Genomic DNA, 25,178 nt, shown 5'->3' with positions numbered 1-25,178 from the left:
ATAAAGTAGAATTGAAAAGATAAAAGTATGAATGTACAAGATATAAAAAAAAATAACTTTTTTATTTCTAAAAAAAAATATAAAAATATTTATCTTATTGGTATTGGTGGTTCCGGCATGTCAGGAATCGCTTTAATTTTATTAAAACTAGGATATAAAATCAGTGGTTCTGATTTATCAAATAGTTTTAATACAAAAAAATTAATTAATCTAGGAGCAACTATATATTTTCAACATTCTGAAAAAAATATTCAAAATATTGATTTCATCATTAAATCTAGTGCTATTTCACAAAAAAATAAAGAAATTATAGCAGCCAAAAAACGTAATATACCTATATTATTAAGAGCAGAAATGCTTGAAATATTCATGAATTTTAAATTTGGAATAGCAGTTTCCGGAACACATGGTAAAACCACTACTACTTCGATGATTTCAGATATTTTTATCGAAAGCGGTATAAATCCCACTTTAATTAATGGAGGTTTAATAAAATCAATTAATTCTCATGCTCAATTAGGATCTTCTCACTACTTTATTGCAGAAGCAGATGAAAGTGATTCTTCTTTTCTATATCTAAATCCAAAAATAGTGATTCTAACTAATATTGAACCTGATCACATGGATCATTATAATAATAGTTTTGCAAAATTAAAAAAAACGTTTTTATGTTTTTTAAAAAAAATTCCATCAGATGGAATAGCTATAGTATGTATAGATGATAGTGCTATTTGTGATATTTTAACTGATATTAAATGCAAAGTAATTACATATGGCTTCAATAAAAATGCAGATATTCGAGTTTTTTTTTACAAACAAAATTATTTTTTTGGAAATTTCACAATTATCCTAAAAAATAAAAAAGAATTAAATATAACTTTGAATATACCTGGTAAACATAATGCGTTAAATGCTGCAGCTGCAATTGCTCTGGCAATTAATGAAGGCATAAGTAGTCACAATATAATTTTATCTCTAAAAAATTTCCAAGGTACTTGTCGAAGATTTGAATTCCTCGGATTTCTTTCAATTGAGAAAAATATTGGTACAAATACTAATTGCATGTTAATAGATGATTATGGACATCATCCTACGGAGTTATCTAAGACTATTAAAACAATACGAATGAGTTGGCCAAATAAAAACTTAATAATGATATTCCAACCTCATCGATATACAAGAACATATAATTTGTATAATGATTTCGTTTATGTTTTATCTAAGGTAGATGTTTTATTGATATTAAATGTATACTCTTCAAACGAAAAATTTATTCTAGGAGCAGATAGTTTCTCACTTTTTAATGATGTAAAAAAAACAGGAAAAAATCATGCTATTTTAATCTCTGATAATAATCTAATATTAGATGCTCTTATGCCTCAATTAAGTGGAAACGATATTGTTTTAATACAGGGTGCTGGAAACGTAGATAAAATCGTACGTACAATGTTAATTAAAAAAATAAAAAAGTGGAGCAAATGAATAAAAAAATAGCTGTCTTATTAGGAGGAACATCTTCTGAAAGAGAAATTTCAATCAAATCAGGATATGCTGTTCTTAACAGTTTACTGAAATCTGGATTAAATGCATATCCAATCGATACACGTGATTATTCTATAATGAAATTAAAACAAGAAGGTTTTGATAAGGTATATATTTCATTACATGGATATGGTGGCGAAGATGGAAGTATTCAAGGAGTCCTTCAATATTTAAATATTCCTTATACAGGTAGCGGGATCATGTCTTCTTCAATCTCTATAGATAAATTTCGTACTAAATTATTATGGAAATCTCGTGGTCTTTTAACCGCACCTGACATTTACATTTCAAAAAAAAAAAATATTGCATCAATATATCCTCTTATAGTAAAAAAAACATTAAAACTTGGATTCCCCGTTTTAATTAAGCCAAATAATCAAGGATCAAGTATAGGTATAACGTTAGTATCTTGTCTTGATCAACTGAAAAATGCTATAAAAATAGCTTTTAGTTATGATAATAATATTCTCATTGAAAAATTTATAAAAGGAAAAGAATATACAATTTCTATTCTAGGTGAAAAAGTACTCCCTTCTATTCATATTTCCACCAAAAATAATTTTTATGATTATGATGCTAAATATATGTCTTCTTCTACACAATACTCATGTCCAAGTGGATTAAATATACTTCAAGAAACAGAATTGCAAAAGATAGCAATCTTAGCGTGGAACACACTAGGATGTAGTGGATGTGGAAGAATTGATGTGATATTAGATAATGAGAATAAATTTTGGTTATTAGAAGTTAATACTATACCTGGCATGACAAATAGAAGTTTAGTTCCAATGTCCGCACAAAACATGGGAATATCATTTGATAAACTAGTTTTGTTGATTTTAAATATGAATGATCAGAATTTATTATAATATAACGTTAATCAAAATAATTGATGATTAACACCAAACAATACTAATCTAATGCTTAATATTTAAATAAAGAAAAAGACAATAAAATTTACTTATTAAATTTGAATATATCATGAATATAAAAAATAAAGAATTATTTTATTAAAAAAGTAATAATTAAAGAAATATAGTACAGGCTAAAAATAATGATCATATCAAAAGACAGAAAATTAGTAGTAGGATTAGAAATTGGTACTACTAAAGTCGTAACTTTGGTAGGAGAAGTATTAATAGATGATACGATTAAAATCATTGGATTAGGAACTTGTGCGTCTAAAGGTATAGATAAAGGAAGAATTAATAATTTAGATTCCATAGTTTCATGTATACAAGAGTCAATTAATAAAGCTGAAATCATGGCAGATTGTCAAATTACTTCTGTACATATGTCTTTATCAAATAAATATATTAATTGTCAAAACGAAATAGGTATAGTTCCAATTTCTGAAGATGAAGTAACAAAAGACGATCTGGAAAATGTAATACATATTGCGAAATCCGTTCAAATTCTTAATGAACATCATATATTACATGTGATACCTCAAGAATATTCAATTGATCAACAATCCGGAATAAAAAATCCTATAGGTTTGTCCGGAGTACGTATGCAGGTAAAAGTTCATTTGATTACTTGCCATCAAAATATGGCTAAGAATATTATTAAAGCTGTAGAAAAATGCGATGTAAAAGTAGATCAAGTTATTTTTTCGGGTCTGGCGTCGAGTAAAGCCGTTTTAACTGAAGATGAATGTAATCTTGGTGTATGTATGATTGATATAGGTGGAGGCACAATAGATTTTACTATTTATATCGATGGATCCATACAGTATAGCCAAGTGATACCATATGCTGGAAATATTGTAACAAGTGATATCTCATATGCTTTTAGTACCTCTTATTATGATGCAGAAAACATGAAAATCAAATATGGTTCTACAATGAAACCATCTTTAGGATCATCAAAAAATATTGATTTTTCTGATATCAATAGTAATTTTCAAAAAACTTTACAACAAGATGCATTAATAGACGTAATTGAATCGAGATATATAGAACTATTATCTTTAATAGATAATGAAATTATTCATATACAAAAAAAACTTCAAAAAAAGGGAAAGAAATATGAATTATTAAGTGGAATTGTGCTTACTGGAGGTGGATCAAAGATTCCATGTTTAACTGACTGTGCAGAAAAAATTTTTAATAAAAAAGTACGAATTGCTAAGCCTTTTAACGTTTCTGGATTAATTGAGAAGGTAACTGAACCAGATTACTCAACAGTAATTGGTTTGTTGCATTATGGAAGAGAATCGTACACAAATATTGATAAGAAAAAAAAAGAGTTTTCTTTTTTTGAAAAGTTTTTAAAACAAATTAACAATTGGTTTAAAAAAGAATTTTAAAAATATATTATACTCAAAACTTTATAAAATATAGATATATTATGGAAATAAATTATGTTTGAATCTTCAGAATTAAGTAATAATGCAATAATTAAAGTAATTGGCGTCGGAGGTGGAGGTGGAAACGCAGTAGAACATATGGTTAGAGAACGTATTGAAGGCGTAGAGTTTTTTGCAGTCAATACTGATGCGCAAGCATTAAGAAAAATAGAAGTAGGACAAACCATACAAATAGGCAATAATATAACAAAAGGATTGGGTGCTGGAGCTAATCCAGAAATTGGACGTACATCAGCAGAAGAAGATAAAGAACTATTAAAATCTGCATTAGATGGTTCGGACATGGTCTTTATAGCAGCTGGAATGGGAGGGGGTACTGGAACTGGAGCTGCTCCTGTAGTAGCAGAAATTGCAAAAGAATTAGGTATTTTAACTGTTGCTGTAGTCACAAAACCCTTTAATTTTGAGGGTAAAAAAAGAATGATCGTTGCAGAACAAGGTATAGTAGAATTATCAAAATATGTTGATTCCTTAATTACAATTCCTAATGATAAATTATTAAAAGTTCTTAGTCGAGGAATTTCTTTACTTGATGCTTTTAGCGCAGCTAACAATGTTTTAAAAGGAGCTGTACAGGGTATTGCTGAGTTAATTACAAGACCAGGTTTAATGAACGTGGATTTTGCTGATGTACGCACTGTTATGGTGGAAATGGGATATGCCATGATGGGTACTGGAATATCTTCTGGAGAAAATCGCGCAGAAGAAGCTGCAGAAATAGCTATATCCAGTCCTTTATTAGAAGATATAGATTTGTCTGGAGCTCGGGGTGTATTAGTAAATATTACTGCTGGATTTGATTTAAAGTTAGATGAATTTGAAACAGTTGGAAATACTATTAGATCTTTCGCTTCAGATAACGCAACAGTTGTTATAGGTACTTCTTTAGATCCTGATATGAATGATACGCTTCGTGTAACAGTTGTTGCTACTGGAATTGGAATGGAAAAACATTCAGCAGCAGATATTAATCAAATAAAAAACAAGTCTTCTAGAGAAGTATTAATGGATTATCGTTACCAATATTTAAATATATCTCCTACAAAAATTGATAAAAAAACTATAAAAAAAGAAATAAAAAACTCAGAAGAAAAAATTAAAAAAGAACCAGAATATTTAGATATACCATCTTTTCTTCGTAAAAGAGCGGATTAATTTTTTTTCAAATTATTAAAATCTTTCTTAAAAATATTTCATTAAGTACTGGTTAATAATATCATTATCTTTAACAACCTGCGCCAATAATGATCAGCTTCTCTATCGGCGCACGGATGTCTTAATTCAACTAAAAACACGCATATAACATTTTTAAAAAATATTTATTTATGATAAAATTATTAATAAGATATGTACTATATATAAGTTTTACAATATCATGAGAATAAAATAAAAATGGAAAAATCTTTTAAAGATTATCTTACATTTACCGAAAAAGCAATTAAAAAAATAAAAGAACTTGTTGCAATAAAAGACAACAATAATTTAAAATTAAGAATTTATATAAATGGTGGAGGATGCAGTGGTTTTCAGTATCAATTTATCTTTGATACTTTAATAAATGAAGATGATATTATAATTGTTCAATCGGATATCTCATTAATTATTGATCCTATTAGTTTGCAGTATTTATATGGAGGTAAAATAGATTATTTAGAAAATTTAGAAGGTTCTAAATTTATAGTTTCTAATCCTAATGCAAAAAATACATGTGGATGCGGTTCATCATTCAGCATTTAAAAACACAACAAGATATATCTGATAATCTTACATAATTTTTTTATCTTTAAATATACGTTATATAAAAATGAAAATTGGAATAATAGGTGCTATAAATCAAGAAATTAAAACACTTAAAAAAATAATACATCCATACATAAAAAACAATATTAGTAATATTAAACTTTATCAAGGAAAATTTAAAAAAAATATTATTTTTTTAATAAAATCAGGAATAGGAAAAGTTGCTGCCAGCATGTCAACTATGACTCTTATTAACTTATATCAACCAGATATTATTATCAATAGCGGTTCTGCTGGTAGTTTAAATGCATTGCTAAAAATTGGCGATATTATTATTCCTGAAAAAACATGTTACTACGATGTAGATTTAATTAATTTTGGATATGCTTTAGGACAAGTACCTAAATATCCAGAAAAATTTATTATCAACGATAAAATATATAATTTTTGCAAAAAAAATACTTCTAAATATGAATTAAAGTGTACGAAAGGACTTATTGTTAGTGGAGATTCGTTTATCAGAAAAAACTCACGTATAAAAAGTTTAAAAAATAAATTTCCTCATGCTATAGCCGTTGAAATGGAATCCGCAGCAATAGCTCAAGTTTGCTATACATTTAATATTCCTCTAATTGTTATAAAATCTATCTCTGATTTATCTGATAATAGCGCTACATTTAATTTCAAAAAAAATATTTCAATTGCATCATTTCAATCTGCCAAATTTGTAAAAATAATTTTAGAAAATCTAAATAACATGTAATCCGTTTAATAAATAATAGCATTCTGATACTATTTTTGATAACCTTTATTTAAGATAATTTTTTCATAATTGTTATTATAAAAAATTTTTAATATAAGTGATAAAATTATTTTTAAAAGTAATTTATTTCGTAAGAATCATTATCCTTCTTTTAAAAATCTGAAAATAAAATCTACTATTTCAAAATACTCGTAATTTTTTATGCATCCCAAAATAATCTATAACATTGCATTTTATAGGATATATAAATAAAACCATGGATCAGAAAAAAAAATGGCACGAAAAACTTTATTGTCATCTTGGACAATATTTTTTAATTGAAGAACTACTATATAAAAAAAAAACTGCTTATCAAAAAGTAATGATTTTTAAAAATTCTATCTTTGGCAAAGTTATGGTGATAGATGATATTGTTCAAACAACTGAACGTGATGAATTTATATATCATGAAATGCTAACTCATGTACCTATATTTTCTCATGGTTCAATAAAAAACGTATTAATAATAGGAGGAGGTGATGGAGGCATACTTCGTGAGGTATGTAGACATAAAAATATTGAAAATATTACTATGGTAGAGATTGATATCGATATTATTAATTTGTGTAAAAAATATTTTCCCAATCATAGTAAAAACGCTTATCAAGATTCTCGTTTAAAATTAATTATTGATGACGGTTTAAATTTTACAAAAAAAACAAAAGAAAAGTTTGATTTAATTATATCTGATTCTACAGATCCTGTTAGTTGTGGGAAAAATTTATTTTTATCAGAATTTTATTTTAATTGTAAAAATTGTTTGAATAAAAACGGAATTTTTGTAGCACAAAATGGTGTTTTTTTTCTTCAAAAAAATGAAAGCATTCTTACTTATAAAAATTTAAAAAAACACTTCTGTGATACAAGATTTTATCAAGCAAATATTCCAACTTATTACGGCGGAATAATGATTTTTGCATGGGGTAGCAACAATACAGAATTGTATAAAAATAATCTACAAAACATAAAATCACGCATAAAACATACAAAGTTAGCTTTTAATTACTATAATGCTAAAATTCATATGAGCAGTTTTTATTTACCTCAATATATTCTCAATATATTAGATGAAAGTTAAAAATGCTTTCATAGGAGAGCAATTAAATTGCAAAAACTAAAATTACATGGCTTTAATAATTTAACTAAAAGCCTAAGTTTTTGTATCTATGATATTTGCTATGCGAATACTAATGATTCACGTAACAGTTATATTTCTTATATTGACGAACAATATAATGCTATTCGATTGACTAAAATTTTAAAAGAAACCTGTTTAATTATTGGTGCTAACGTATTGAATATATTTCATCAAGATTATGAACCTCAAGGTGCAAGTGTTACTATTTTAGTATGTGAAGAGCCAATTAATAGAGATAAAATTAATATTTTAAACAACAATATTGTATCATCTTCTGTCCTTGCTCATTTAGATAAAAGTCATATTTGTGTACATACGTATCCAGAAAGTCATCCTCAGAATGGAATTTGCACTTTTCGAGCTGATATCGAAGTGTCAACATGTGGAATTATATCACCTCTAAATGCGTTAAATTATCTAATACATCAATTAGAGTCAGATATTGTAACAATTGAATATCGTGTTCGGGGATTTACTAGAGATATTTATGGGACAAAACATTTTATCGATCATAAAATTAATTCTATTCAAAATTTTATGTCGAATGACATAAAATCAATGTATGATATGGTTGATGTGAATGTATATCAAGAAAACATTTTTCACACCCGAATGTTATTAAGAGAATTTAATTTGAAAAATTACTTGTTTAACATTCATTTAGAAGATCTAAAACAAAAAGAACGTTCTTATATTGTTAACTTGCTCTGGAGGGAAATGCGTGAAATCTATTATGGTAGAAATATATCTATGATAGATTTTGCTTAATCCGTATTTAATTAAAATATGTGTTTTAAAAAACAATTAAAATTATAAAGTAGTAATTCAAACTAATAAAGTTTTTCTAAAAAAACTTTATTAGTTTAAAAAATAGAACTTTTTAAAAAATAACGATTATTTATTTAATTTAAAATTTAACACATCTGTTGCTGTACCCTGAAAAATTTCTGCAGATAAACCAATTGATTCATATAAAGTAGGATGGGCATGAATAGTTAATGCGATATCCTCAGCGTCGCACCCCATTTCAATAGCAAGTCCAACTTCACCAATTAACTCCCCAGCATTTGTTCCTACTATAGACCCACCAATAATTTTATTATCTTGTTTATTAAAAATTAGTTTAGTCATTCCTGTACTACAATTTGAAGCAATAGCTCTCCCGGATGCACTCCAAGGAAAAATTGCAGTTTCATAAACTATATTATCCTTTTTAGCCTGTGTTTCATTTAATCCAACCCAAGCAATTTCAGGTTCAGTATATGCTATGGATGGAATAACTTTAGGTTCAAAATAATGTTGTTTACCAGAAATAACTTCTGCTGCAATATGTCCCTCATGTACACCTTTATGGGCTAACATAGGTGCACCAGTTACATCACCAATGGCATAAATATGAGATATATTTGTTTTTAATTGTTTATCGACTTCAATAAACCCAAAACTATTGATTTTTAATCCTATTTTATCTAATCCTAATTCTTTAATATTAGGAGTTCTACCTATTGCAACTAATATAGCGTCATAAAATACATCTGTATTAGCACAATTATCTTGTACCATATTTACTAATAATCCATTTTTTTTTAAACTAACCGTATCTATGTGAGTATTTAACATTAAATTAAATCTTTTATTAATAGATTTTCTATATATATCAGTAATATCTTTATCTATTGAAGGAAGGAAATGATTAAATCTATCAATAATATCAACGTTTGATCCTAATGCACTATATATTGTTGCCATTTCTAAACCAATAATTCCACTACCTATAATTAAAAAACGATTAGGTATTTTTTTTAATGATAAAGAATCAGTTGAATCCCAAATTCTTTCATCATCCTTAGGAATTGAAGGAATTTTAATCGGCTTAGAACCTGTCGCAATAATTGCATTATCAAAAAAAATAGTAAATGTATCTTTTTGACTAATAACTAAAAGGCTTTTTTCAGTATTAAAAACAGCATTACCTTGGAATATTCTTATTTTTCTTTTTTTACTCATGTTAGATAAACCATGAGTCAGTTTATTTATAATATTTTCTTTCCAACTTTTTATTTTATTAATATCAATTTCTGGATTACTAAAAGATACACCAGTTTCATGTAATTCTTTTGCTTCTTTAATAACTTTGGCTATATGTAATAACGTTTTTGAAGGTATACAACCAACATTTAAACAAACACCACCTAATTTGTTATAACGCTCTATCAAAACAGTATCTAAACCTAGATCTGCACAACGAAAAGCTGCAGAATAACCTGCGGGGCCCGATCCAATAATTACAACTTGTGCGTATATTTTTTGATGCATCACACAACCTCTTATAAATAAATTTAAAGAAAATATTCTTTTAATAATAAAAAAATTTATAAAAACTACATAATTAAAAAATGTATATCAGATAGAAGTTTACTAATAAACGCAATAAAACGTGCTGCATAAGCTCCATTTATTACACGATGATCATAAGATAAAGACAAAGGCAACATTAAAGAAGGAATAAATTCTTTTCCATTCCATAATGGTTTAACCTGAGATTTTGAAATACCAAGAATTGCAACTTCTGGTGAGTTAATAATCGGAGAAAACCAACTTCCTCCTATTCCTCCTAAATTAGATATTGTAAAACATCCTTCTGTCATATCTGAAAGATTTAATTGTCTTTTCCGTGCTTTTTCTGATAGTAATATTAATTCAGAGGATAATTGTTCAATGTTTTTTGTGTTAACATGTTTTAATACAGGAACGAATAAATCATTATTTACATCTATAGCAAATCCAATATTGATGTATTTTTTTAAAATAATTTTTTTATTTTTAAGAGTAAAAGAACTATTGAACATAGGAAATTTTTCTAATGCATACGCAACTACTTTAATTACAAAAACTAATATTGTAATATTATTACTTGTTTTTTTATGACCATATTTTTCAAAATTATATTTTTTGCGAAATTTTTCCAATGTAGTAATATCAACTTCATCAAATTGTGTGACATGCGGTATATTCATCCAATTTTGATGTAAATTTTTACCAATCATTTTTTGAACGCTACTTAGTTCAAACTCTTCTTCTTTTAAATTCTCATCATTTTTGAAATTAACAGATTTTTTATTTTCTAAAACGTTTTTTTTATAATTGTCTTGATACAATTCTACATCTTCTTTTAAAATTCGATTTTTAGGTCCAGTACCAATTATACTACATAAATTAATATTTAAATTTCGTGCTAAACGTCTTACAACTGGAGTGGCATGAAAAAAAACATCTTCTTTATTTTTTTTTTCAATATGAATTTTATCATTTCTATCTAAATAATTTTCTTCTTTTTGCTTTTTATGAAAATTAGTATCATTTTCTATAAACATCATTATAAGAGAATCTGTTTTAATTTTGTCCCCAATTTTAATGTAAATATTTTTTACAATACCTGATATGGGTGATGGTATTTCCATAGAAGTTTTATCTCCTTCTACAACTATTAATCCTTGTTCCGTTTCTATTTTTTCATTAATATTAACTAATATTTCTATTACCTCTACTTCATCTAAGCCAATATCAGGCATTTTTACTTCAATATCCACTTGTTTTTTTACCTCTTAAGCCAAACGCGGATTGATTTTATTAGCATTAATATTAAATTTAATAATTGCATCTTCTACTACTTTTTTCTTAATATGATTTATATTAGCTAATAAATTTAAAGCAGATACAACAATATAATACGCATTTACTTCAAAGTGATTTCGTAACTTTTCACGACTGTCTGAACGACCAAAACCATCTGTTCCTAATACATGATATTCTTGTGACGGAATATAATGACGAATTTGCTCAGCAAATAATTTCATATAATCAGTAGCAGCAACTGTAGGATTGTCATTCATAACTTGTTTGACATATGCTGTTTTATTTTTTTCATTAGGATGTAACATATTCCATCGTTCACAATCTTCACCGTTTCTAGCTAATTCTGTAAAAGAAGTAACACTATATACATCTATTGTCAAAGAATAGTCTTTAAATAAAATTTCTGCAGCTTCACAGACAGAACGTAAAATGGCACCAGAACCTATTAACTGTACTTTTGATGCAGTACCATGTAAAGTTTTTAATTTATAAATTCCTTTGCAAATACCTTCTTCTACACCTACAGGCATAGCAGGCATATGATAGTTTTCATTGATTGTAGTAATATAATAGTATATATTTTCTTGAGAAGGACCATACATGCGCCTTAAACCATCTTGTATGATGACAGCAACTTCATAGGCAAAAGAAGGATCATAAGATATACAATTAGGAATAGTTAAAGACTGTATGTGACTATGTCCATCTTCATGTTGTAATCCCTCACCATTTAAAGTAGTTCTTCCTGAAGTCCCTCCAATTAAAAAACCTCTTGCTTGTTGATCTCCAGCAGCCCAAAATAAATCACCAATTCTTTGAAAACCAAAAATTGAATAGTAAATATAAAAAGGGATCATAGGAAAATCATTAGTACTATAGGAAGTAGCAGCAGCTAACCATGACGAAGCCGCACCTAATTCATTTATTCCTTCTTGTAATATTTGACCTTTTTTTTCTTCTTTATAGTATGCTAATTGTTCTCGATCTTGAGGAATATACTTTTGACCGCTAGAACTATAAATACCAATTTTCCGGAATAATCCTTCCATTCCAAAGGTACGTGCTTCATCCGCAATAATTGGGACTATTAAATGTTTTATAGATTTATTTTTTAATATAATATTTAAAACACGTATAAAAGCTATAGTTGTAGAAATATCTTTTTTTTGTTCTTCTAATAATGGTTGAAAATCTATTAATTCTGGTAGTACTAATGTAGTAGTAGTAAAATGAGATAATCTAAATGGAACATAACCACCCAATTTTTTTCTCTGTGAGTGTATATAATAATATTCTTCAGAATTTTTTTTAAAAGTTACATATGGTAATTTATTTATATCATCATCTGATACAGGAATATTAAAACGATCTCGAATATGCATTATTCCATTTATATTAATTTTTTTGATTTGATGGGCAATATTTTTACCTTCTGCGGTTACTCCCATTCCATATCCTTTAACAGTATGAGCCAAAATAACTGTTGGTTTATATTTTGTTTCTTTTGCTTTTTTGAGAGCATTAAACATTTTTTTTGGATCATGCCCCCCTCTGTTTAATCTCCATATTTCTTCGTCAGTCATGTCTTTAACTAACTCATATGTTTCTTGATATTTACCAAAAAAATATTTACGAACATATGCGCCATCTTTAGATTTAAAAGTTTGATAATCTCCATCAACCGTTTCATTCATTAATTGAATTAATTTACCAGTTTTATCTTTTTTTAACAAACAATCCCATCTTCCACCCCATATAACTTTGATCACCTTCCATCCAGCACCATAAAAAAAACTTTCTAATTCATTTACAATTTTTCCATTACCGACTACTGGACCATCTAATCTTTGTAAATTACAGTTAATTATAAATATCAAATTATCTAGTTTTTCACGTACAGCTATAGAAATAGCACCTTTAGATTCCGGTTCATCCATTTCACCATCACCTAAAAAGGCATAAACTATTTGTTCTGAAGTATTCTTTAATTCTCTATTTTGCAAATACTTTAAAAATTTTGCTTGATAAATAGCGCAAAGCGGACCTAAACCCATAGATACAGTAGGAAATTGCCAAAAATTTGGCATTAATTTAGGATGAGGATAAGAAGACAAACCTTTCCCATCAACTTCTTGTCTAAAATTATTAATTTGCTCTTCTGATAACCGTCCTTCCAAAAAAGCACGAGCATAGATTCCTGGTGAAATATGACCTTGAAAATAAACTAAATCACCGCCATCTTTATCATTTTTAGCTCTAAAAAAATGATTAAAACATACTTCATATATGGTGGCAGATGACTGAAAAGATGATAAATGACCGCCTAATTCCAAATTTTTTTTAGATGCGCGGAGTACCATCATAATAGCATTCCAACGAATTGCTGAACGAATGCGCTTTTCTAAAATGAGATTTCCAGGATATTGAGATTCATCCTCACTACAAATAGTATTAATGTAATTACTAGTAAAAAAACATCTAAAAAATTCTACTCTATTTATTTTAGATTTTTTTAAAACTTGTTCAATTAAAAAATGAGCTCTTTCGCGACCTTCTTCGCGAATAACGGATTCAATAGCTTGTACCCAATCACTAGTTTCAATTGGATCCACGTCATTATATAAACGTTCTGACATGGTATAAATTCCTTATACATTATATGCATTAAATAAATAAATTAAATTTTAATTTTAATAAAAATTTTATTTTACACACTATTATTTTAACTAAAAATTAATCATAAATGTCTAAAAAAAATCAATAAAATTAAATATATAAAATATAATTAATTTTATTGATTTTGAAATATAAAAATTTTAAATGAATGTCATTTTTTATTCTGCAAAGATATTAAAAACACAATTTTCTTGCTCAGTGACTCGTATAAATGTAGTTCTTTTTGTCAACTCTTTTAACTTTGCAGCACCGACATAGGTGCAAGAAGAACGTAATCCTCCTAAAATATCACGTATAGTAGTATCTACATCCCCCCGGAAAGGTATTTTCACAGTCTTACCTTCAGAAGCACGATATACTGCAATTTTGCCTTCGTAACGTTTCATGGCAGAAATAGAGCTCATACCATAAAATAACATATATTTTTTTGATTTTTCTTCTATTAACTTCCCTGCACATTCTCTATGACCTGCAAGCATTCCTCCTAACATTACAAAATCCGCTCCACCTCCAAAAGATTTAGCAATATCTCCAGACACAGAACACCCTCCATCACTAATAATCTGACCATTTAATCCATGCGCTGCATCAGCACACTCTATAATAGCTGAAAGTTGAGGATAACCAACTCCAGTTTTAATTCGTGTAGTACATACAGAACCTGGACCAATACCAACTTTAACTATATCTGCTCCAGAAAGTATTAATTCTTCAACCATTTCTCCAGTAACAACATTGCCAGCACAAATAATTTTATCTGGAAAATAATCTCTTACTAACTTTAAAAAAGAAACAAAATGTTCAGAATAACCATTTGCAACATCAATACAAATATATTTTAACTCAGAAGACAACAAAAAAATTTTTTTAATTTTTAAAAAATCTATATTAGAAGTTCCAATTGATACAATTACATGATTTAATACCTCTTTAGAAGATAAATCAATAAAAGTTTTCCATTCTTCAAGAGAATAATATTTATGTACTGCAGTGAGTATATTAAAATCTGATAAAGATTTCACCATCTCAAATGTACCTATTGTATCCATGTTTGCTGCAATAATAGGAATTCCAGACCATATATTAGAAGAATATTTAAAAGAAAAACGACGAACAAGATTAACTTCAGAACGACTTTTTAATATAGAACGTTTAGGTTTAATTAATACATCTTTAAAACCTAATTTAATATCTTCTTCAATTCTCATAAAATTATTATCCTAATTTGAATGTATAATACTAATAATTAAAATTTAAAATATTATGACTTATATTGTAGCACTTACTGGGGGTATTGGTAGTGGAAAAACTACCGTCTCTAATTGTTTTAAAAAAATAGGCGTTAATATTATCGATACAGATATCATTGCTAGAAATATAATAGAACATGATAAATATATATCATCTTCTATTAAGAAAAAATTTGGGAAAAAAATATTAAACTTAGATCATTCAATTAATCGATTTTTACTTAGAAAATACATTTTTAATGAAAAGAACTATCGTGTATGGTTAGAAAATCTATTACATCCTAAAATTTATCAAGAAACTAAGCGTCAAATAAAACTTGTAGAATCAAATTGGTGTTTATGGGTAGTACCATTGCTAATTGAAAAAAAATTAGAAAAAAAAGCTCATCGAGTTCTTTTAGTTGACATACCTGTGAAAGAACAAATAAAACGCATAGTTAAAAGAGATAATATTACATTTCTAGAAGCCAAAAAAATCATTTCATTACAGGCCACGAGAAACAAAAGAATATCTATGTCAGATGATATTATTTTCAATAAAAAAAATATGAAAAAAATGAATTTATATATTAGTTATTTTAATTTACTGTATTCATATCTATCAAAGGAGTATTATAAAAATAAAACTATAAACATTAAAAAAAATTATTTAACAACGTTTTACTAAAAAAATAAAATATATTTATAATTTAAAAAAATTCTTTAAATAAATAAATATTTATTTTTAAGAGACATTATAACATGATGATTAGCAAGTGGAAAATCGAGAGGTCTTAAATTGTATACGAACTTCCAATGATAAGAGTACCCTTCAATGCTATATGGTTGCCCTTTCCATTTTTTTATTAAAAAAAAATATAATTTTATTTTTTTCTTAAGATGAACATATTCTGTATATTGAAAAAAACTAACTTCTATGACGATAATTCCAACTTCTTCCAATAATTCCCGTTTTAATGCATGCATTATACTTTCATGTTTTTTAACTTTTCCACCTGGAAATTCCCAAATATTTGTTTTATATTTGCCTCGAGTTACATAAATTTTTTTTCCATGTATAATTATACCAATTACAGCTTCTGTATCCTTCATGAAATATGTCCTTGACTAAAAAACATTTTCTATTTTTTATAAAAAAATAAAAATTTATAAACTACCATGACAATGTTTATATTTTTTCCCCGAACCGCAAATGCAAGGTACATTTCGACCCATTTTAATATTATTAGCAGTTACTATTAAATGTTTATTTAAATCTATATATTTCTTTGCATAAGATAAGTTAATCTTATTAAGAAACGATACTACTTCATATTTCAATAATTCTAACATGTTAGAAAACATATTAAAAGATTCTCGTTTATATTCTTGTTTAGGATCTTTTTGAGCATAACCACGTAGATGAATACCTTGTCTTAGATAATCTATAGCTGATAAGTGTTCTTTCCAAAGTGAATCTAATGTTTGCAACATAATCATTTTTTCTATAACACGCATATTATTCGCACCAATTAATTTTTCTTTATTTTCATAATTGTCTTTTGCAAAATCAATTATTTTTTTTACAATTTCTTTATGTTTTAAATTAGGTTCAGTTTTTAACCAATCTAAAATTGGCATATTTAAATGAAAATCCATATTTAATTTGTTTTCTAAATCAACAACGTTCCATTTATCTTTTATTGTATTTTTAGGTATATATAGACAAATACTTTTTTTCAAAACATCTTTTATAATGTCATAAATCATAATTTTAATATCTAGTGCATCAATCAACTTATTACGTTGAGAATAAATTGCACTGCGTTGTTCATTAATAACATCATCATATTCTAATAATTGTTTTCTAATATCAAAATTTCGATTTTCTACTTTTTTTTGAGCGTTTTCTATAGCTTTTGTTACCCAAGGATGTTCAATAGCTTCATTCGAAGCTAATCCTAACTTGCGCATCATATGAATGATTTTATCAGATGCAAAAATTCGCATTAATGAATCTTCCATAGAAATATAAAAACGTGAAGAACCACTATCTCCCTGACGACCAGAACGACCTCTTAATTGATTATCAATCCGACGTGATTCATGACGTTCAGTACCAATTATATGTAATCCTCCAGCTGAAACAACTAAATCATGTTCTCTTTGCCATTTCTTTTTAATTTTATCAATATCATATGAAGTCATATTTGGATATCTCTTTAATTCTACTTCTAAGTTGCCACCAAGAACTATATCTGTACCTCTACCAGCCATATTCGTAGCAATTGTAATTGATTTAGGTTTTCCTGCCTGTGCTATAATTTCAGCTTCTTTAGCATGAAACTTAGCATTTAAAACACTGTGATTAATATTTAACTTTAATAACTCTTTAGAAATAATCTCTGATTTTTCAATAGAAACCGTACCAACTAATACAGGTTTATTCAATTTTATACATTCTTGTATGTCTTTAACAATAGCATTAATTTTTTCTTTTTTAGTAATATATACTAAGTCAGGTAAATCTTGACGTATCATTTTTCTATTTGTTGGTATTACAATAGTATCAAGATTATAAATAGAACTAAATTCAAAAGATTCAGTTTCGGCAGTACCTGTCATACCTGCTATTTTTCTATATAAACGAAAATAATTTTGAAAAGTAATAGATGCTAGCGTTTGATTTTCATTTTTTATAGTAACGTTCTCTTTTGCTTCTATTGCCTGATGTAATCCATCCGACCATCTTCTTCCTGGCATAGTACGACCTGTATGTTCATCTACAATAATCACACTATTATCTTTTACAAGATAATCAACATCTCGAATAAACAATTTATGAGCACGGAGTGCTGACAAAATATGATGCATTAATATTATATTATTGGAAGAATACAATGATTCGCCTGTATTCATTAATTTCTTGTTAAATAATATTTTCTCGACTTTAATCAATCCTCTTTCCGTTAAATATACTTGTTTGGCTTTTTCATCAATAGAAAAATCTCCTGTTCCACAAAAAATATCTGAATCTTCTTTTTTTTGAAAAGTTAATAAAGGAACAATTTTATTAATTTCTTTATACAATTCAGAGCTATCTTCTGAAGGACCCGAAATAATTAAAGGAGTTCTGGCTTCATCTATTAAAATTGAATCTACTTCATCTACTAATGCATAGTTTAATTCTCTTTGCACTCTTTCTTCAGCAGAAAAAACCATATTATCCCGCAAATAATCAAACCCATATTCGTTGTTTGTACCGTAAGTGATATCAGATAAATAAGCTTTTCTTTTAGAAAAAAAAGACATTTCAGATAAATTTAAACCAACCGTAAGACCAAGAAATTCAAATAATGGAGTATTTTTTTCAGCATCTCTATGAGCTAAATAATCATTCATAGTTACTATATGAACACCTTTTCCACTTAATGCATTCAAATAGGCTGGCAATGTTGATGTTAAAGTTTTTCCTTCACCTGTTCGCATTTCTGCAACACATTGTTCGTTTAAAACTATACCCCCAAGAATTTGCACATCAAAATGACGCATATTAAAAATACGTTTACTTGCTTCCCTTACTACAGCAAAAGCTTCCGGTAATATATCATCTAAAGTTTCACCATCACTTAATCTTAAACGAAATAATTTCGTTTGTTCTCGTAATTTTATATCTGATAAGACTTCAAATTTTTTTTCTAATTGATTAATGGAAATTACTATTTTTTTAAACTTTTTTAAAATACGATCGTTACGATTACTAAATATTTTAGTTAAAAATTTAATGAACATACTATATTCTCATATTTTAATTTTTTAAATTAAGTAACAATTAAAAATTTTTCATTATTCTTTAAGTAATTTAATAGATTATTTTAACTTAATGAATATATGATTTATTAAAAACTTTCAATTAATAAAATATTATTAAATGAATATTAATAATATGTGGTTAAAAAAATTCTTTCTTTTTTTATTTTTTCTCAACATTTATTTTGTCTATAAAATTTTTTATAGACCATATTAATAATTAATTATATTTATCATTTCTTAAAAAAATAATCTTTCTTAATTATGCGTATAAAACATTTAATATTTTTTTAGAAATTTCAACATTAGTAGTGTCAGGTGTTGATATTAAAGATACTACTCATTAATCTATATTGCTTTACAAAAAATATATAATTTTTAAAAAAAAACATCATCTATTTCGATTTAAATCATTACAATTTTTTTCTATCAATAGATATAATACTAATTATAAACTACATTAGTAATAGCACTATTCTTTCTAGATAAAAAGAACTCTTTAACAATTACTCTGAACAAATTTTATACTTCTGATTTTTACTACTTGTTGTGTGAACACACAATATCAAAAAAATTAGAAAAGATGATATATTTGAATTGCAATATAGTTTTTTAAAAATATTTTTTCATTACCAGATAGAATTAACCTAACTAACGATGATAATCTATAGCCACTATTTAAAATTATTTTAAATACTAGTTCCAATTTAAAAATCTTAAATCAAGATGACTTAAAAATATCAAAAAGAAAATGTATTCCATTTGTTAGAAATATCTAAATTTAAAAAACCATTAACTATTTTTTTAAACTTAAACCTGTCTTAAAATTAAATATAAAAACACCAATTAAATTTGCTAAAGCATCAAATAATGTTGATTTTACACTAAAAAAATATTATTTTTTAACTTTAGAATTTAATGTGCTCTAATTTCATTCAAATGAGATAATTAGAGATTCAAATATGAATATTGTGTTTGTCAGATCATAATAAATCAGTTAAAAAAATTATTATTTTAGATATCGAACTAATAGAACGACAAGATTATAAAATATGATTATAATTATTAAATTCTAATTTATAACTTAGAATAAGGTGTTAAATCTTTTCTGTAAATCTATCTAATAACTATTATAGAAGCTTCTAAATATCTTTATTCTTAAAAATTTTGATTAGATATGATTCCTATTTTCTTAAATTATTAAAATGCGAATCATATAAAATGATATACTCTTTAAATTAAATATTTAAAAATAGTTTAAATGAAAATTTATAAATATTTCTTACAATATTTTTTTTGAAATTTTAAAAATAAAATTCAATTCTTTTTTTAATGAAAATTTAAGATAAATCGAAAAAAATATAAAATAGATTCTTTAACTATTCCGACTGATAAAAAATATTTTTCTAATATCAGTTCATATATTTTCTAACTAAAAATAATAAGAAGCAACAATAAGAAAAATTCGATATTTTCACCACCATTCCATCTTAAATAAATTTTCTTTAAATATATTTTTAAAAACTGATCTTTTTCTGTAAAAAATTTACAATGAAAACCACATGTTTCATTTATTTTTTTAAAATTAAATGAATATTATTTTAATATAAATTTTGTATCAATTATTACGCAAGCGTACTACCACTTTATACACCACAACTCACTATAGAATTTTTTTGAACAAAATAGACTTATAAAAGATGTATGAATAGAATCATTTTGATAAAAATACTTATTTAGTACTACTATCAGTATTTCTGTTAATTTTTATAAATATTTATTAAAAAATAAACACAAGCCATAAAAGACCATTTAAATAATATTAAATATTACTTTATTTAAAAAACATATAAGTTTGTTCTGATTTTGGAAAATTAAAACGTAAAGGATAATCTACATGTACCAAATACAAACCTTTAGCAGGTGCAGTAGCTCCAGCACAATTTCTATTTTTTTTATGTAATAATTCTTTCATCCAACATTCTTTTTTATTAGACATTCCGATTTCAATTAAAGAACCAACAATATTTCGAACCATATGATGTAAAAAAGAATTAGCTGTAATATCAATCATTACGAAATTATTAATACGAAAAACATTCAATTTTATAATTTTTCTCCAAGGAGAATGTGATTGACAACTAAGTGCTCTAAAAGATGTAAAATCATGTTCTCCTAATAATAATTGAGCTTCAGAATACATTTTTTTTACATTTAGTTTTCTATAAATATGATTCGATTTATTTTGTAAAATAGCAGAGCGGATACTATAATTATATATTATATAACGATAAGAGCGTGTAATAGCACTATAACGAGCATGAAAACTTTCTGGAACTTCTTTTACCCATATAATAGAAATATTTTTAGATAAGTAAGTATTTGCACCCATTAACCAAGACGATTTTTTCCTAATGGCTGTAGTATTAAAATGTATTACCTGTCCTACACTATGAACTCCAGCATCAGTTCGACCTGCACATATAACGTCTATTTTATGATTAGCAATTATAGATAAAGCTCTTTCTATTTCTTCTTGAATACTAGACACTCTTTTTTGACGCTGCCATCCATGATAAAAACTTCCATCATATTCAATTCCTAAAGCAAACTTTTTAATGTTTTTTTCTACCATTTTAATGAAAACCTTATCATGAATATTAATCAAAATAATAAATTTATATTTTTTATAAAGAAGTTCTGTATATCTTCGGAAATAAATTCAATGATATAAAAAATATTTAATTATAGTTTATGTTAAAATAGTTTATTATAATAATTTATTTGAATTAAAAAAAATAAGAGAAAATTATATATTTAATATAAATAAAATATTTTTTCTAAAAAACAGATAAATTTTTTTATTTTAAATTCTTTCAATAAAAATACAAATAATATATTACAAAAAGATATATTTCATATAACTTAAACAACTTTTATTAATTTAATAATAAATATTATTATTCATTTTTTTATGTTTATTATTTATTAAAAATATTATCTTGGAGGAAACTATGGAAAAAGAAAAAAATAAAAATACATCATCTTTAAATGTTCTTTCTATTGCCGGCTTAAAGCCATATCAAAAAAAAATAGATGAACAATACATGAATGAAGATCAAATGCTACATTTTCATAAAATTCTTAAAACATGGAAAAATCAATTAGAAGACGAAATTAACCATACTCTATTCTATATACAAGATAACGCTACAAATTTTCCAGATCCTATTGATCGAGCTGCACAAGAAGAAGAATTTAGTTTAGATTTACGAAATCGTGATCGCAGTCGAAAACTAATTAAAAAAATTGAAATGACTTTAAAAAAAATTAAAGAAAAAGATTTTGGTTACTGTAGTTCTTGCGGCATTGAAATTGGAATTCGTCGTTTAGAAGCCAGACCCACTGCTAATCTATGTATTGATTGTAAAACATTAGCAGAAATTAGAGAAAAACAAATGACTGGTTAGTTCTCGTATAGATTAAAATACTTAGATAAGGATGTTCGGTTGATTCGAAAATCAATTCGAGTATCCTTTCTTAATTCAATTTGTATTATTATCATAATATAATCAACTGGAGTAAATATGGAATATATTGCAATATCACAAATAAATGATTGGAAAAACAAACAAATTAAATTTCCTGCTATTACAGCTTATGACTTTAGCTTTGCTAAATTATTTTCTAATCAAGGTATTCCAGTTATACTTATAGGTGATTCTTTAGGTATGACTATACAGGGTCATGCTTCGACATTATCAGTAAAAATTAAAGATATTGAATATCATACAAAAGCAGTTAGAAAAGGAGCACCAAATACTTTTTTAATATCTGATTTACCCTTCATGTCTTATTATGACACAAAAACAGCTCTTAAAAATACAGCAAAAATAATAAGATCTGGAGCCAATATGATAAAATTAGAAGGCGGAAAATGGTTGATTGAAATTATTAAAGAACTATCTAATAGATCAATATTAGTATGTGGTCATATAGGTTTAACACCACAATATTTTCATTATTTAGGTGGATATAAAATTCAAGGAAAGAAACAAAATGATGCAAATAAATTAATAGATGAAGCTTTAGTACTAGAAGAATCTGGAATTAAAATGCTTGTAATAGAATGTGTTCCAGAAAAATTAGCAGAAAAAATCACTAAATGTTTATCTATTCCAGTTATTGGTATAGGATCAGGAAAAAATACTGATGGCCAAATTCTTGTAATGCATGACCTTTTAGGAATTACTGAAGGGAAAATACCTAGCTTTTCAAAAAACTTTCTTTCTGAAAGTGGAAGTATTCAAAAAGCAATTCAAAAATATATACATGAAGTAAAAACAGGTATTTATCCAAGTCCACAATATAGTTTTTAAGAAATACGAGGTTAAAATGCTCATTATAAAAAAAATAAAAATTTTACATAGAACAATAATACTTTTAAAAAAAACAAATAAAAAAATAGGACTAGTCCCTACAATGGGCAATTTACATAATGGTCATGTAAAACTAATATTATTAGCAAAAAAATATGCAGATATTATAATCGTAAGTATTTTTATTAATCCCATGCAGTTTAACAATTTGTTAGATCTAAAAAATTATCCTCAAAGCTTTACAGAAGACTGCATAATATTAAAGAAACACAATGTAGATATAGTTTTTTTTCCTCATATAGATGAGATTTATCCGAATGGTATAACAAAACAAACGTTTGTAGAAGTTCCTAAATTATCTAAAATTTTAGAAGGTAGCGCACGACCTGGGCATTTTAACGGTGTCACAACAATTGTTTGTAAATTATTTAATATTATACAACCGGATTTTGCTTTTTTTGGAGAAAAAGATTATCAACAATTATTAATAATTAAAATTCTTATAAAAGAATTGAATTACATGATAAAAATAATTAGCTTGCCTACAATACGATTAAAAAACGGACTCGCCCTAAGTTCAAGAAATAATAATTTAAATTCTAAAGAAAAAAAAATAGCACCATATTTATACAAAATAATAAAAAAAACATGTGAAGAAATCATAAAAGGAGACAATACTAGAAAAAATATTATTCATGCATCTAAAATTTTATTAATAAAAAAAGGATTTTCTATTGATATATTTGATGTATACAATTCTAAAACATTAGAAAATTCATCTGAAAACATTAAAAAATTAATTCTTCTCGCATGTGTGTGGTTGGGAAAAACGCGATTAATTGATAATAAAAAAATACTTTTAATTAATTAAATATTTTTATTATTAATTTGATTCTTTAAAAACTACTTTTCCTATATATGGTAAATAACGATAAGATTGAGCATAATCAATACCGTAACCTACTATAAAAAAGTTTTCTAAAATAGAAAAACCTACAAAATCAACACTAATGTCAACTTCACGACACTCTGGCTTATCCAAAAGAGTACAAACGGATAATGATTTTGGATTTCTAAGTTTTAAAATACCTAATACTTTACTTAAAGTTTTTCCTGAATCAATAATATCTTCTACAATTAAAACATTTTTATTATATATATCTTCATCTAAATCTTTTATAATTTTAACATCCCCACTAGATAGCATCCCCCTTCCATAACTAGAAGTTGTCATGAAATCTATTTCATGTTTAATGTGAATTCTGCGACATAAATCTGCTATAAATACAAAAGAACCACGTAGTAATGCTATTAATATCATTTTATTTTTACTGTTTCTGTACTTTTTAGTAATTTCTTGACCCAATTCTCGAACGCGGATATCAAGTTCTTTTTCAGTAATGATAACTTGAAGAGTATGTTTCATAAGATTCATTAAATAGTTAGCGTGAATTGAATTATATTAAAAATATAAAATATCACATGATATTTTTTTAAAAAACAACATGTTGAATAAAGAAATTTCTAATATATATTTAAAAAATGAAATATTTATTTTTTTAACTGTTGCACTAATAATGATCATTATGTTATAAAAATCAATTAAATAAAAACATTTCTAATAAAATATTTTTTTTTAAAAGTAAAATAATTAAAAAACATATATTCTATTTATATCAAAATGTAATTTATGTGATATTTTATAAAATAAAAAATTAAATTTTAAAAAAATAATACATAATTTTTTTATAAACATAAATACATCTAATTTATGATAAAATCAAAAATACTGCTTTTAAAGCATACTAAATAAATAAAAATATTTTTTTAATTAAAAATATTACCTAATAAAATT

General features: G+C 25.8%; 20 protein-coding genes. 12 read left to right on the top strand and 8 right to left on the bottom strand.

Translation table 11 applies throughout. The annotated features are described in order from the left end of the window. Nucleotides 1-27 precede the first annotated feature (27 nt). The 8 genes from murC to speD all read left to right on the top strand — a co-directional run bounded on the left by murC (nucleotide 28) and on the right by speD (nucleotide 8,361). A complete protein-coding gene (gene murC / locus D9V77_RS01075) occupies nucleotides 28-1,482 on the top strand; it encodes a UDP-N-acetylmuramate--L-alanine ligase (protein ID WP_158338239.1) in 1,455 nt (484 codons plus the stop codon). Then, nucleotides 1,479-2,411 (top strand): D-alanine--D-alanine ligase, encoded by a 933-nt coding sequence (locus D9V77_RS01070; protein ID WP_158338237.1) that lies wholly within the window; start codon nucleotides 1,479-1,481, stop codon nucleotides 2,409-2,411. Before murC ends, D9V77_RS01070 begins: the two co-directional genes overlap by 4 nt. Before the next feature lie 185 nt (nucleotides 2,412-2,596). Then, nucleotides 2,597-3,853 (top strand): cell division protein FtsA, encoded by a 1,257-nt coding sequence (gene ftsA / locus D9V77_RS01065; RefSeq protein WP_158338235.1) that lies wholly within the window; start codon nucleotides 2,597-2,599, stop codon nucleotides 3,851-3,853. Between the two features lie 54 nt (nucleotides 3,854-3,907). Beyond that, nucleotides 3,908-5,068 (top strand): cell division protein FtsZ, encoded by a 1,161-nt coding sequence (gene ftsZ / locus D9V77_RS01060; RefSeq protein WP_158338233.1) that lies wholly within the window; start codon nucleotides 3,908-3,910, stop codon nucleotides 5,066-5,068. 237 nt (nucleotides 5,069-5,305) lie between these two features. Beyond that, nucleotides 5,306-5,650, top strand: coding sequence for an iron-sulfur cluster insertion protein ErpA (gene erpA, locus D9V77_RS01055; protein WP_158338231.1), 345 nt, complete (start codon nucleotides 5,306-5,308; stop codon nucleotides 5,648-5,650). A gap of 67 nt (nucleotides 5,651-5,717) precedes the next feature. Further along, entirely contained in the window at nucleotides 5,718-6,416 is a 699-nt protein-coding gene (locus tag D9V77_RS01050; RefSeq protein ID WP_158338229.1) for a 5'-methylthioadenosine/adenosylhomocysteine nucleosidase, read from the top strand. A gap of 256 nt (nucleotides 6,417-6,672) precedes the next feature. Further along, complete coding sequence (gene speE, locus D9V77_RS01045) at nucleotides 6,673-7,533, top strand: polyamine aminopropyltransferase (RefSeq protein ID WP_158338227.1); 861 nt, start codon at nucleotides 6,673-6,675, stop codon at nucleotides 7,531-7,533. Nucleotides 7,534-7,560: 27 nt separating this feature from the next. Next, nucleotides 7,561-8,361, top strand: a complete 801-nt coding sequence (gene speD / locus D9V77_RS01040; RefSeq protein ID WP_187307860.1) for an adenosylmethionine decarboxylase — start codon at nucleotides 7,561-7,563, stop codon at nucleotides 8,359-8,361. Nucleotides 8,362-8,487: 126 nt separating this feature from the next. On the opposite strand, the gene lpdA is transcribed toward speD, so the two are convergent. The 4 genes from lpdA to D9V77_RS01020 all read right to left on the bottom strand — a co-directional run bounded on the left by lpdA (nucleotide 8,488) and on the right by D9V77_RS01020 (nucleotide 15,113). Continuing rightward, on the bottom strand, nucleotides 8,488-9,909 hold the full coding sequence (gene lpdA, locus D9V77_RS01035) for a dihydrolipoyl dehydrogenase (protein WP_158338223.1): 1,422 nt from the start codon (nucleotides 9,907-9,909) through the stop codon (nucleotides 8,488-8,490). A gap of 65 nt (nucleotides 9,910-9,974) precedes the next feature. Beyond that, nucleotides 9,975-11,183 (bottom strand): 2-oxo acid dehydrogenase subunit E2, encoded by a 1,209-nt coding sequence (locus D9V77_RS01030; protein ID WP_261979286.1) that lies wholly within the window; start codon nucleotides 11,181-11,183, stop codon nucleotides 9,975-9,977. A 15-nt stretch (nucleotides 11,184-11,198) separates the two neighbouring features. Beyond that, nucleotides 11,199-13,865, bottom strand: coding sequence for a pyruvate dehydrogenase (acetyl-transferring), homodimeric type (gene aceE / locus D9V77_RS01025; RefSeq protein ID WP_158338221.1), 2,667 nt, complete (start codon nucleotides 13,863-13,865; stop codon nucleotides 11,199-11,201). A gap of 198 nt (nucleotides 13,866-14,063) precedes the next feature. Further along, nucleotides 14,064-15,113 (bottom strand): GMP reductase, encoded by a 1,050-nt coding sequence (locus D9V77_RS01020; protein ID WP_158338219.1) that lies wholly within the window; start codon nucleotides 15,111-15,113, stop codon nucleotides 14,064-14,066. A 55-nt stretch (nucleotides 15,114-15,168) separates the two neighbouring features. On the opposite strand from D9V77_RS01020, the gene coaE reads away from it, so the two are divergent. Beyond that, complete coding sequence (coaE, locus tag D9V77_RS01015; RefSeq protein ID WP_158338217.1) at nucleotides 15,169-15,822, top strand: dephospho-CoA kinase; 654 nt, start codon at nucleotides 15,169-15,171, stop codon at nucleotides 15,820-15,822. 35 nt (nucleotides 15,823-15,857) lie between these two features. Here the strand turns inward: coaE and D9V77_RS01010 are convergent, their stop codons facing one another. From D9V77_RS01010 to truA, 3 genes are all read right to left on the bottom strand, one after another. Continuing rightward, nucleotides 15,858-16,247, bottom strand: coding sequence for an NUDIX domain-containing protein (locus D9V77_RS01010; RefSeq protein WP_158338215.1), 390 nt, complete (start codon nucleotides 16,245-16,247; stop codon nucleotides 15,858-15,860). Nucleotides 16,248-16,301: 54 nt separating this feature from the next. Next, the gene (gene secA / locus D9V77_RS01005; RefSeq protein ID WP_158338213.1) at nucleotides 16,302-18,926 is read right to left on the bottom strand and encodes a preprotein translocase subunit SecA; all 2,625 of its coding nucleotides are present in this window, start codon (nucleotides 18,924-18,926) and stop codon (nucleotides 16,302-16,304) included. A gap of 1,852 nt (nucleotides 18,927-20,778) precedes the next feature. Continuing rightward, entirely contained in the window at nucleotides 20,779-21,579 is an 801-nt protein-coding gene (gene truA, locus D9V77_RS01000; RefSeq protein ID WP_158338211.1) for a tRNA pseudouridine(38-40) synthase TruA, read from the bottom strand. 379 nt (nucleotides 21,580-21,958) lie between these two features. Between truA and dksA the strand changes: the two genes are divergently transcribed. The 3 genes from dksA (at nucleotide 21,959) to panC (ending at nucleotide 24,194) form a co-directional block, all read left to right on the top strand. Next, nucleotides 21,959-22,414, top strand: a complete 456-nt coding sequence (dksA, locus tag D9V77_RS00995; protein ID WP_158338209.1) for an RNA polymerase-binding protein DksA — start codon at nucleotides 21,959-21,961, stop codon at nucleotides 22,412-22,414. A 117-nt stretch (nucleotides 22,415-22,531) separates the two neighbouring features. Further along, nucleotides 22,532-23,323 (top strand): 3-methyl-2-oxobutanoate hydroxymethyltransferase, encoded by a 792-nt coding sequence (gene panB, locus D9V77_RS00990; protein WP_158338207.1) that lies wholly within the window; start codon nucleotides 22,532-22,534, stop codon nucleotides 23,321-23,323. A 16-nt stretch (nucleotides 23,324-23,339) separates the two neighbouring features. Beyond that, a complete protein-coding gene (gene panC, locus D9V77_RS00985; protein ID WP_158338205.1) occupies nucleotides 23,340-24,194 on the top strand; it encodes a pantoate--beta-alanine ligase in 855 nt (284 codons plus the stop codon). A 12-nt stretch (nucleotides 24,195-24,206) separates the two neighbouring features. Here the strand turns inward: panC and hpt are convergent, their stop codons facing one another. Next, nucleotides 24,207-24,749, bottom strand: coding sequence for a hypoxanthine phosphoribosyltransferase (hpt, locus tag D9V77_RS00980; protein ID WP_158338203.1), 543 nt, complete (start codon nucleotides 24,747-24,749; stop codon nucleotides 24,207-24,209). Between the last annotated feature and the right edge of the window lie 429 nt (nucleotides 24,750-25,178).

This window comes from Buchnera aphidicola (Sitobion avenae), assembly GCF_005082585.1.
Taxonomy (GTDB): domain Bacteria; phylum Pseudomonadota; class Gammaproteobacteria; order Enterobacterales; family Enterobacteriaceae; genus Buchnera; species Buchnera aphidicola_Z.
The sequence above is the reverse complement of the archived record's forward strand: the minus strand, read 5'-3'. Positions and strand labels throughout refer to the sequence as shown.

What these genes read in the sequence shown, in the direction of transcription:
- murC (WP_158338239.1), top strand. Translation starts at nt 28, where the DNA reads ATGAATGTACAAGATATAAAAAAAAATAACTTTTTTATTTCTAAAAAA.
- D9V77_RS01070 (WP_158338237.1), top strand. Translation starts at nt 1,479, where the DNA reads ATGAATAAAAAAATAGCTGTCTTATTAGGAGGAACATCTTCTGAAAGA.
- ftsA (WP_158338235.1), top strand. Translation starts at nt 2,597, where the DNA reads ATGATCATATCAAAAGACAGAAAATTAGTAGTAGGATTAGAAATTGGT.
- ftsZ (WP_158338233.1), top strand. Translation starts at nt 3,908, where the DNA reads ATGTTTGAATCTTCAGAATTAAGTAATAATGCAATAATTAAAGTAATT.
- erpA (WP_158338231.1), top strand. Translation starts at nt 5,306, where the DNA reads ATGGAAAAATCTTTTAAAGATTATCTTACATTTACCGAAAAAGCAATT.
- D9V77_RS01050 (WP_158338229.1), top strand. Translation starts at nt 5,718, where the DNA reads ATGAAAATTGGAATAATAGGTGCTATAAATCAAGAAATTAAAACACTT.
- speE (WP_158338227.1), top strand. Translation starts at nt 6,673, where the DNA reads ATGGATCAGAAAAAAAAATGGCACGAAAAACTTTATTGTCATCTTGGA.
- lpdA (WP_158338223.1), bottom strand. Translation starts at nt 9,909, where the DNA reads ATGCATCAAAAAATATACGCACAAGTTGTAATTATTGGATCGGGCCCC.
- aceE (WP_158338221.1), bottom strand. Translation starts at nt 13,865, where the DNA reads ATGTCAGAACGTTTATATAATGACGTGGATCCAATTGAAACTAGTGAT.
- D9V77_RS01020 (WP_158338219.1), bottom strand. Translation starts at nt 15,113, where the DNA reads ATGAGAATTGAAGAAGATATTAAATTAGGTTTTAAAGATGTATTAATT.
- coaE (WP_158338217.1), top strand. Translation starts at nt 15,169, where the DNA reads ATGACTTATATTGTAGCACTTACTGGGGGTATTGGTAGTGGAAAAACT.
- D9V77_RS01010 (WP_158338215.1), bottom strand. Translation starts at nt 16,247, where the DNA reads ATGAAGGATACAGAAGCTGTAATTGGTATAATTATACATGGAAAAAAA.
- secA (WP_158338213.1), bottom strand. Translation starts at nt 18,926, where the DNA reads ATGTTCATTAAATTTTTAACTAAAATATTTAGTAATCGTAACGATCGT.
- truA (WP_158338211.1), bottom strand. Translation starts at nt 21,579, where the DNA reads ATGGTAGAAAAAAACATTAAAAAGTTTGCTTTAGGAATTGAATATGAT.
- dksA (WP_158338209.1), top strand. Translation starts at nt 21,959, where the DNA reads ATGGAAAAAGAAAAAAATAAAAATACATCATCTTTAAATGTTCTTTCT.
- panB (WP_158338207.1), top strand. Translation starts at nt 22,532, where the DNA reads ATGGAATATATTGCAATATCACAAATAAATGATTGGAAAAACAAACAA.
- panC (WP_158338205.1), top strand. Translation starts at nt 23,340, where the DNA reads ATGCTCATTATAAAAAAAATAAAAATTTTACATAGAACAATAATACTT.
- hpt (WP_158338203.1), bottom strand. Translation starts at nt 24,749, where the DNA reads ATGAAACATACTCTTCAAGTTATCATTACTGAAAAAGAACTTGATATC.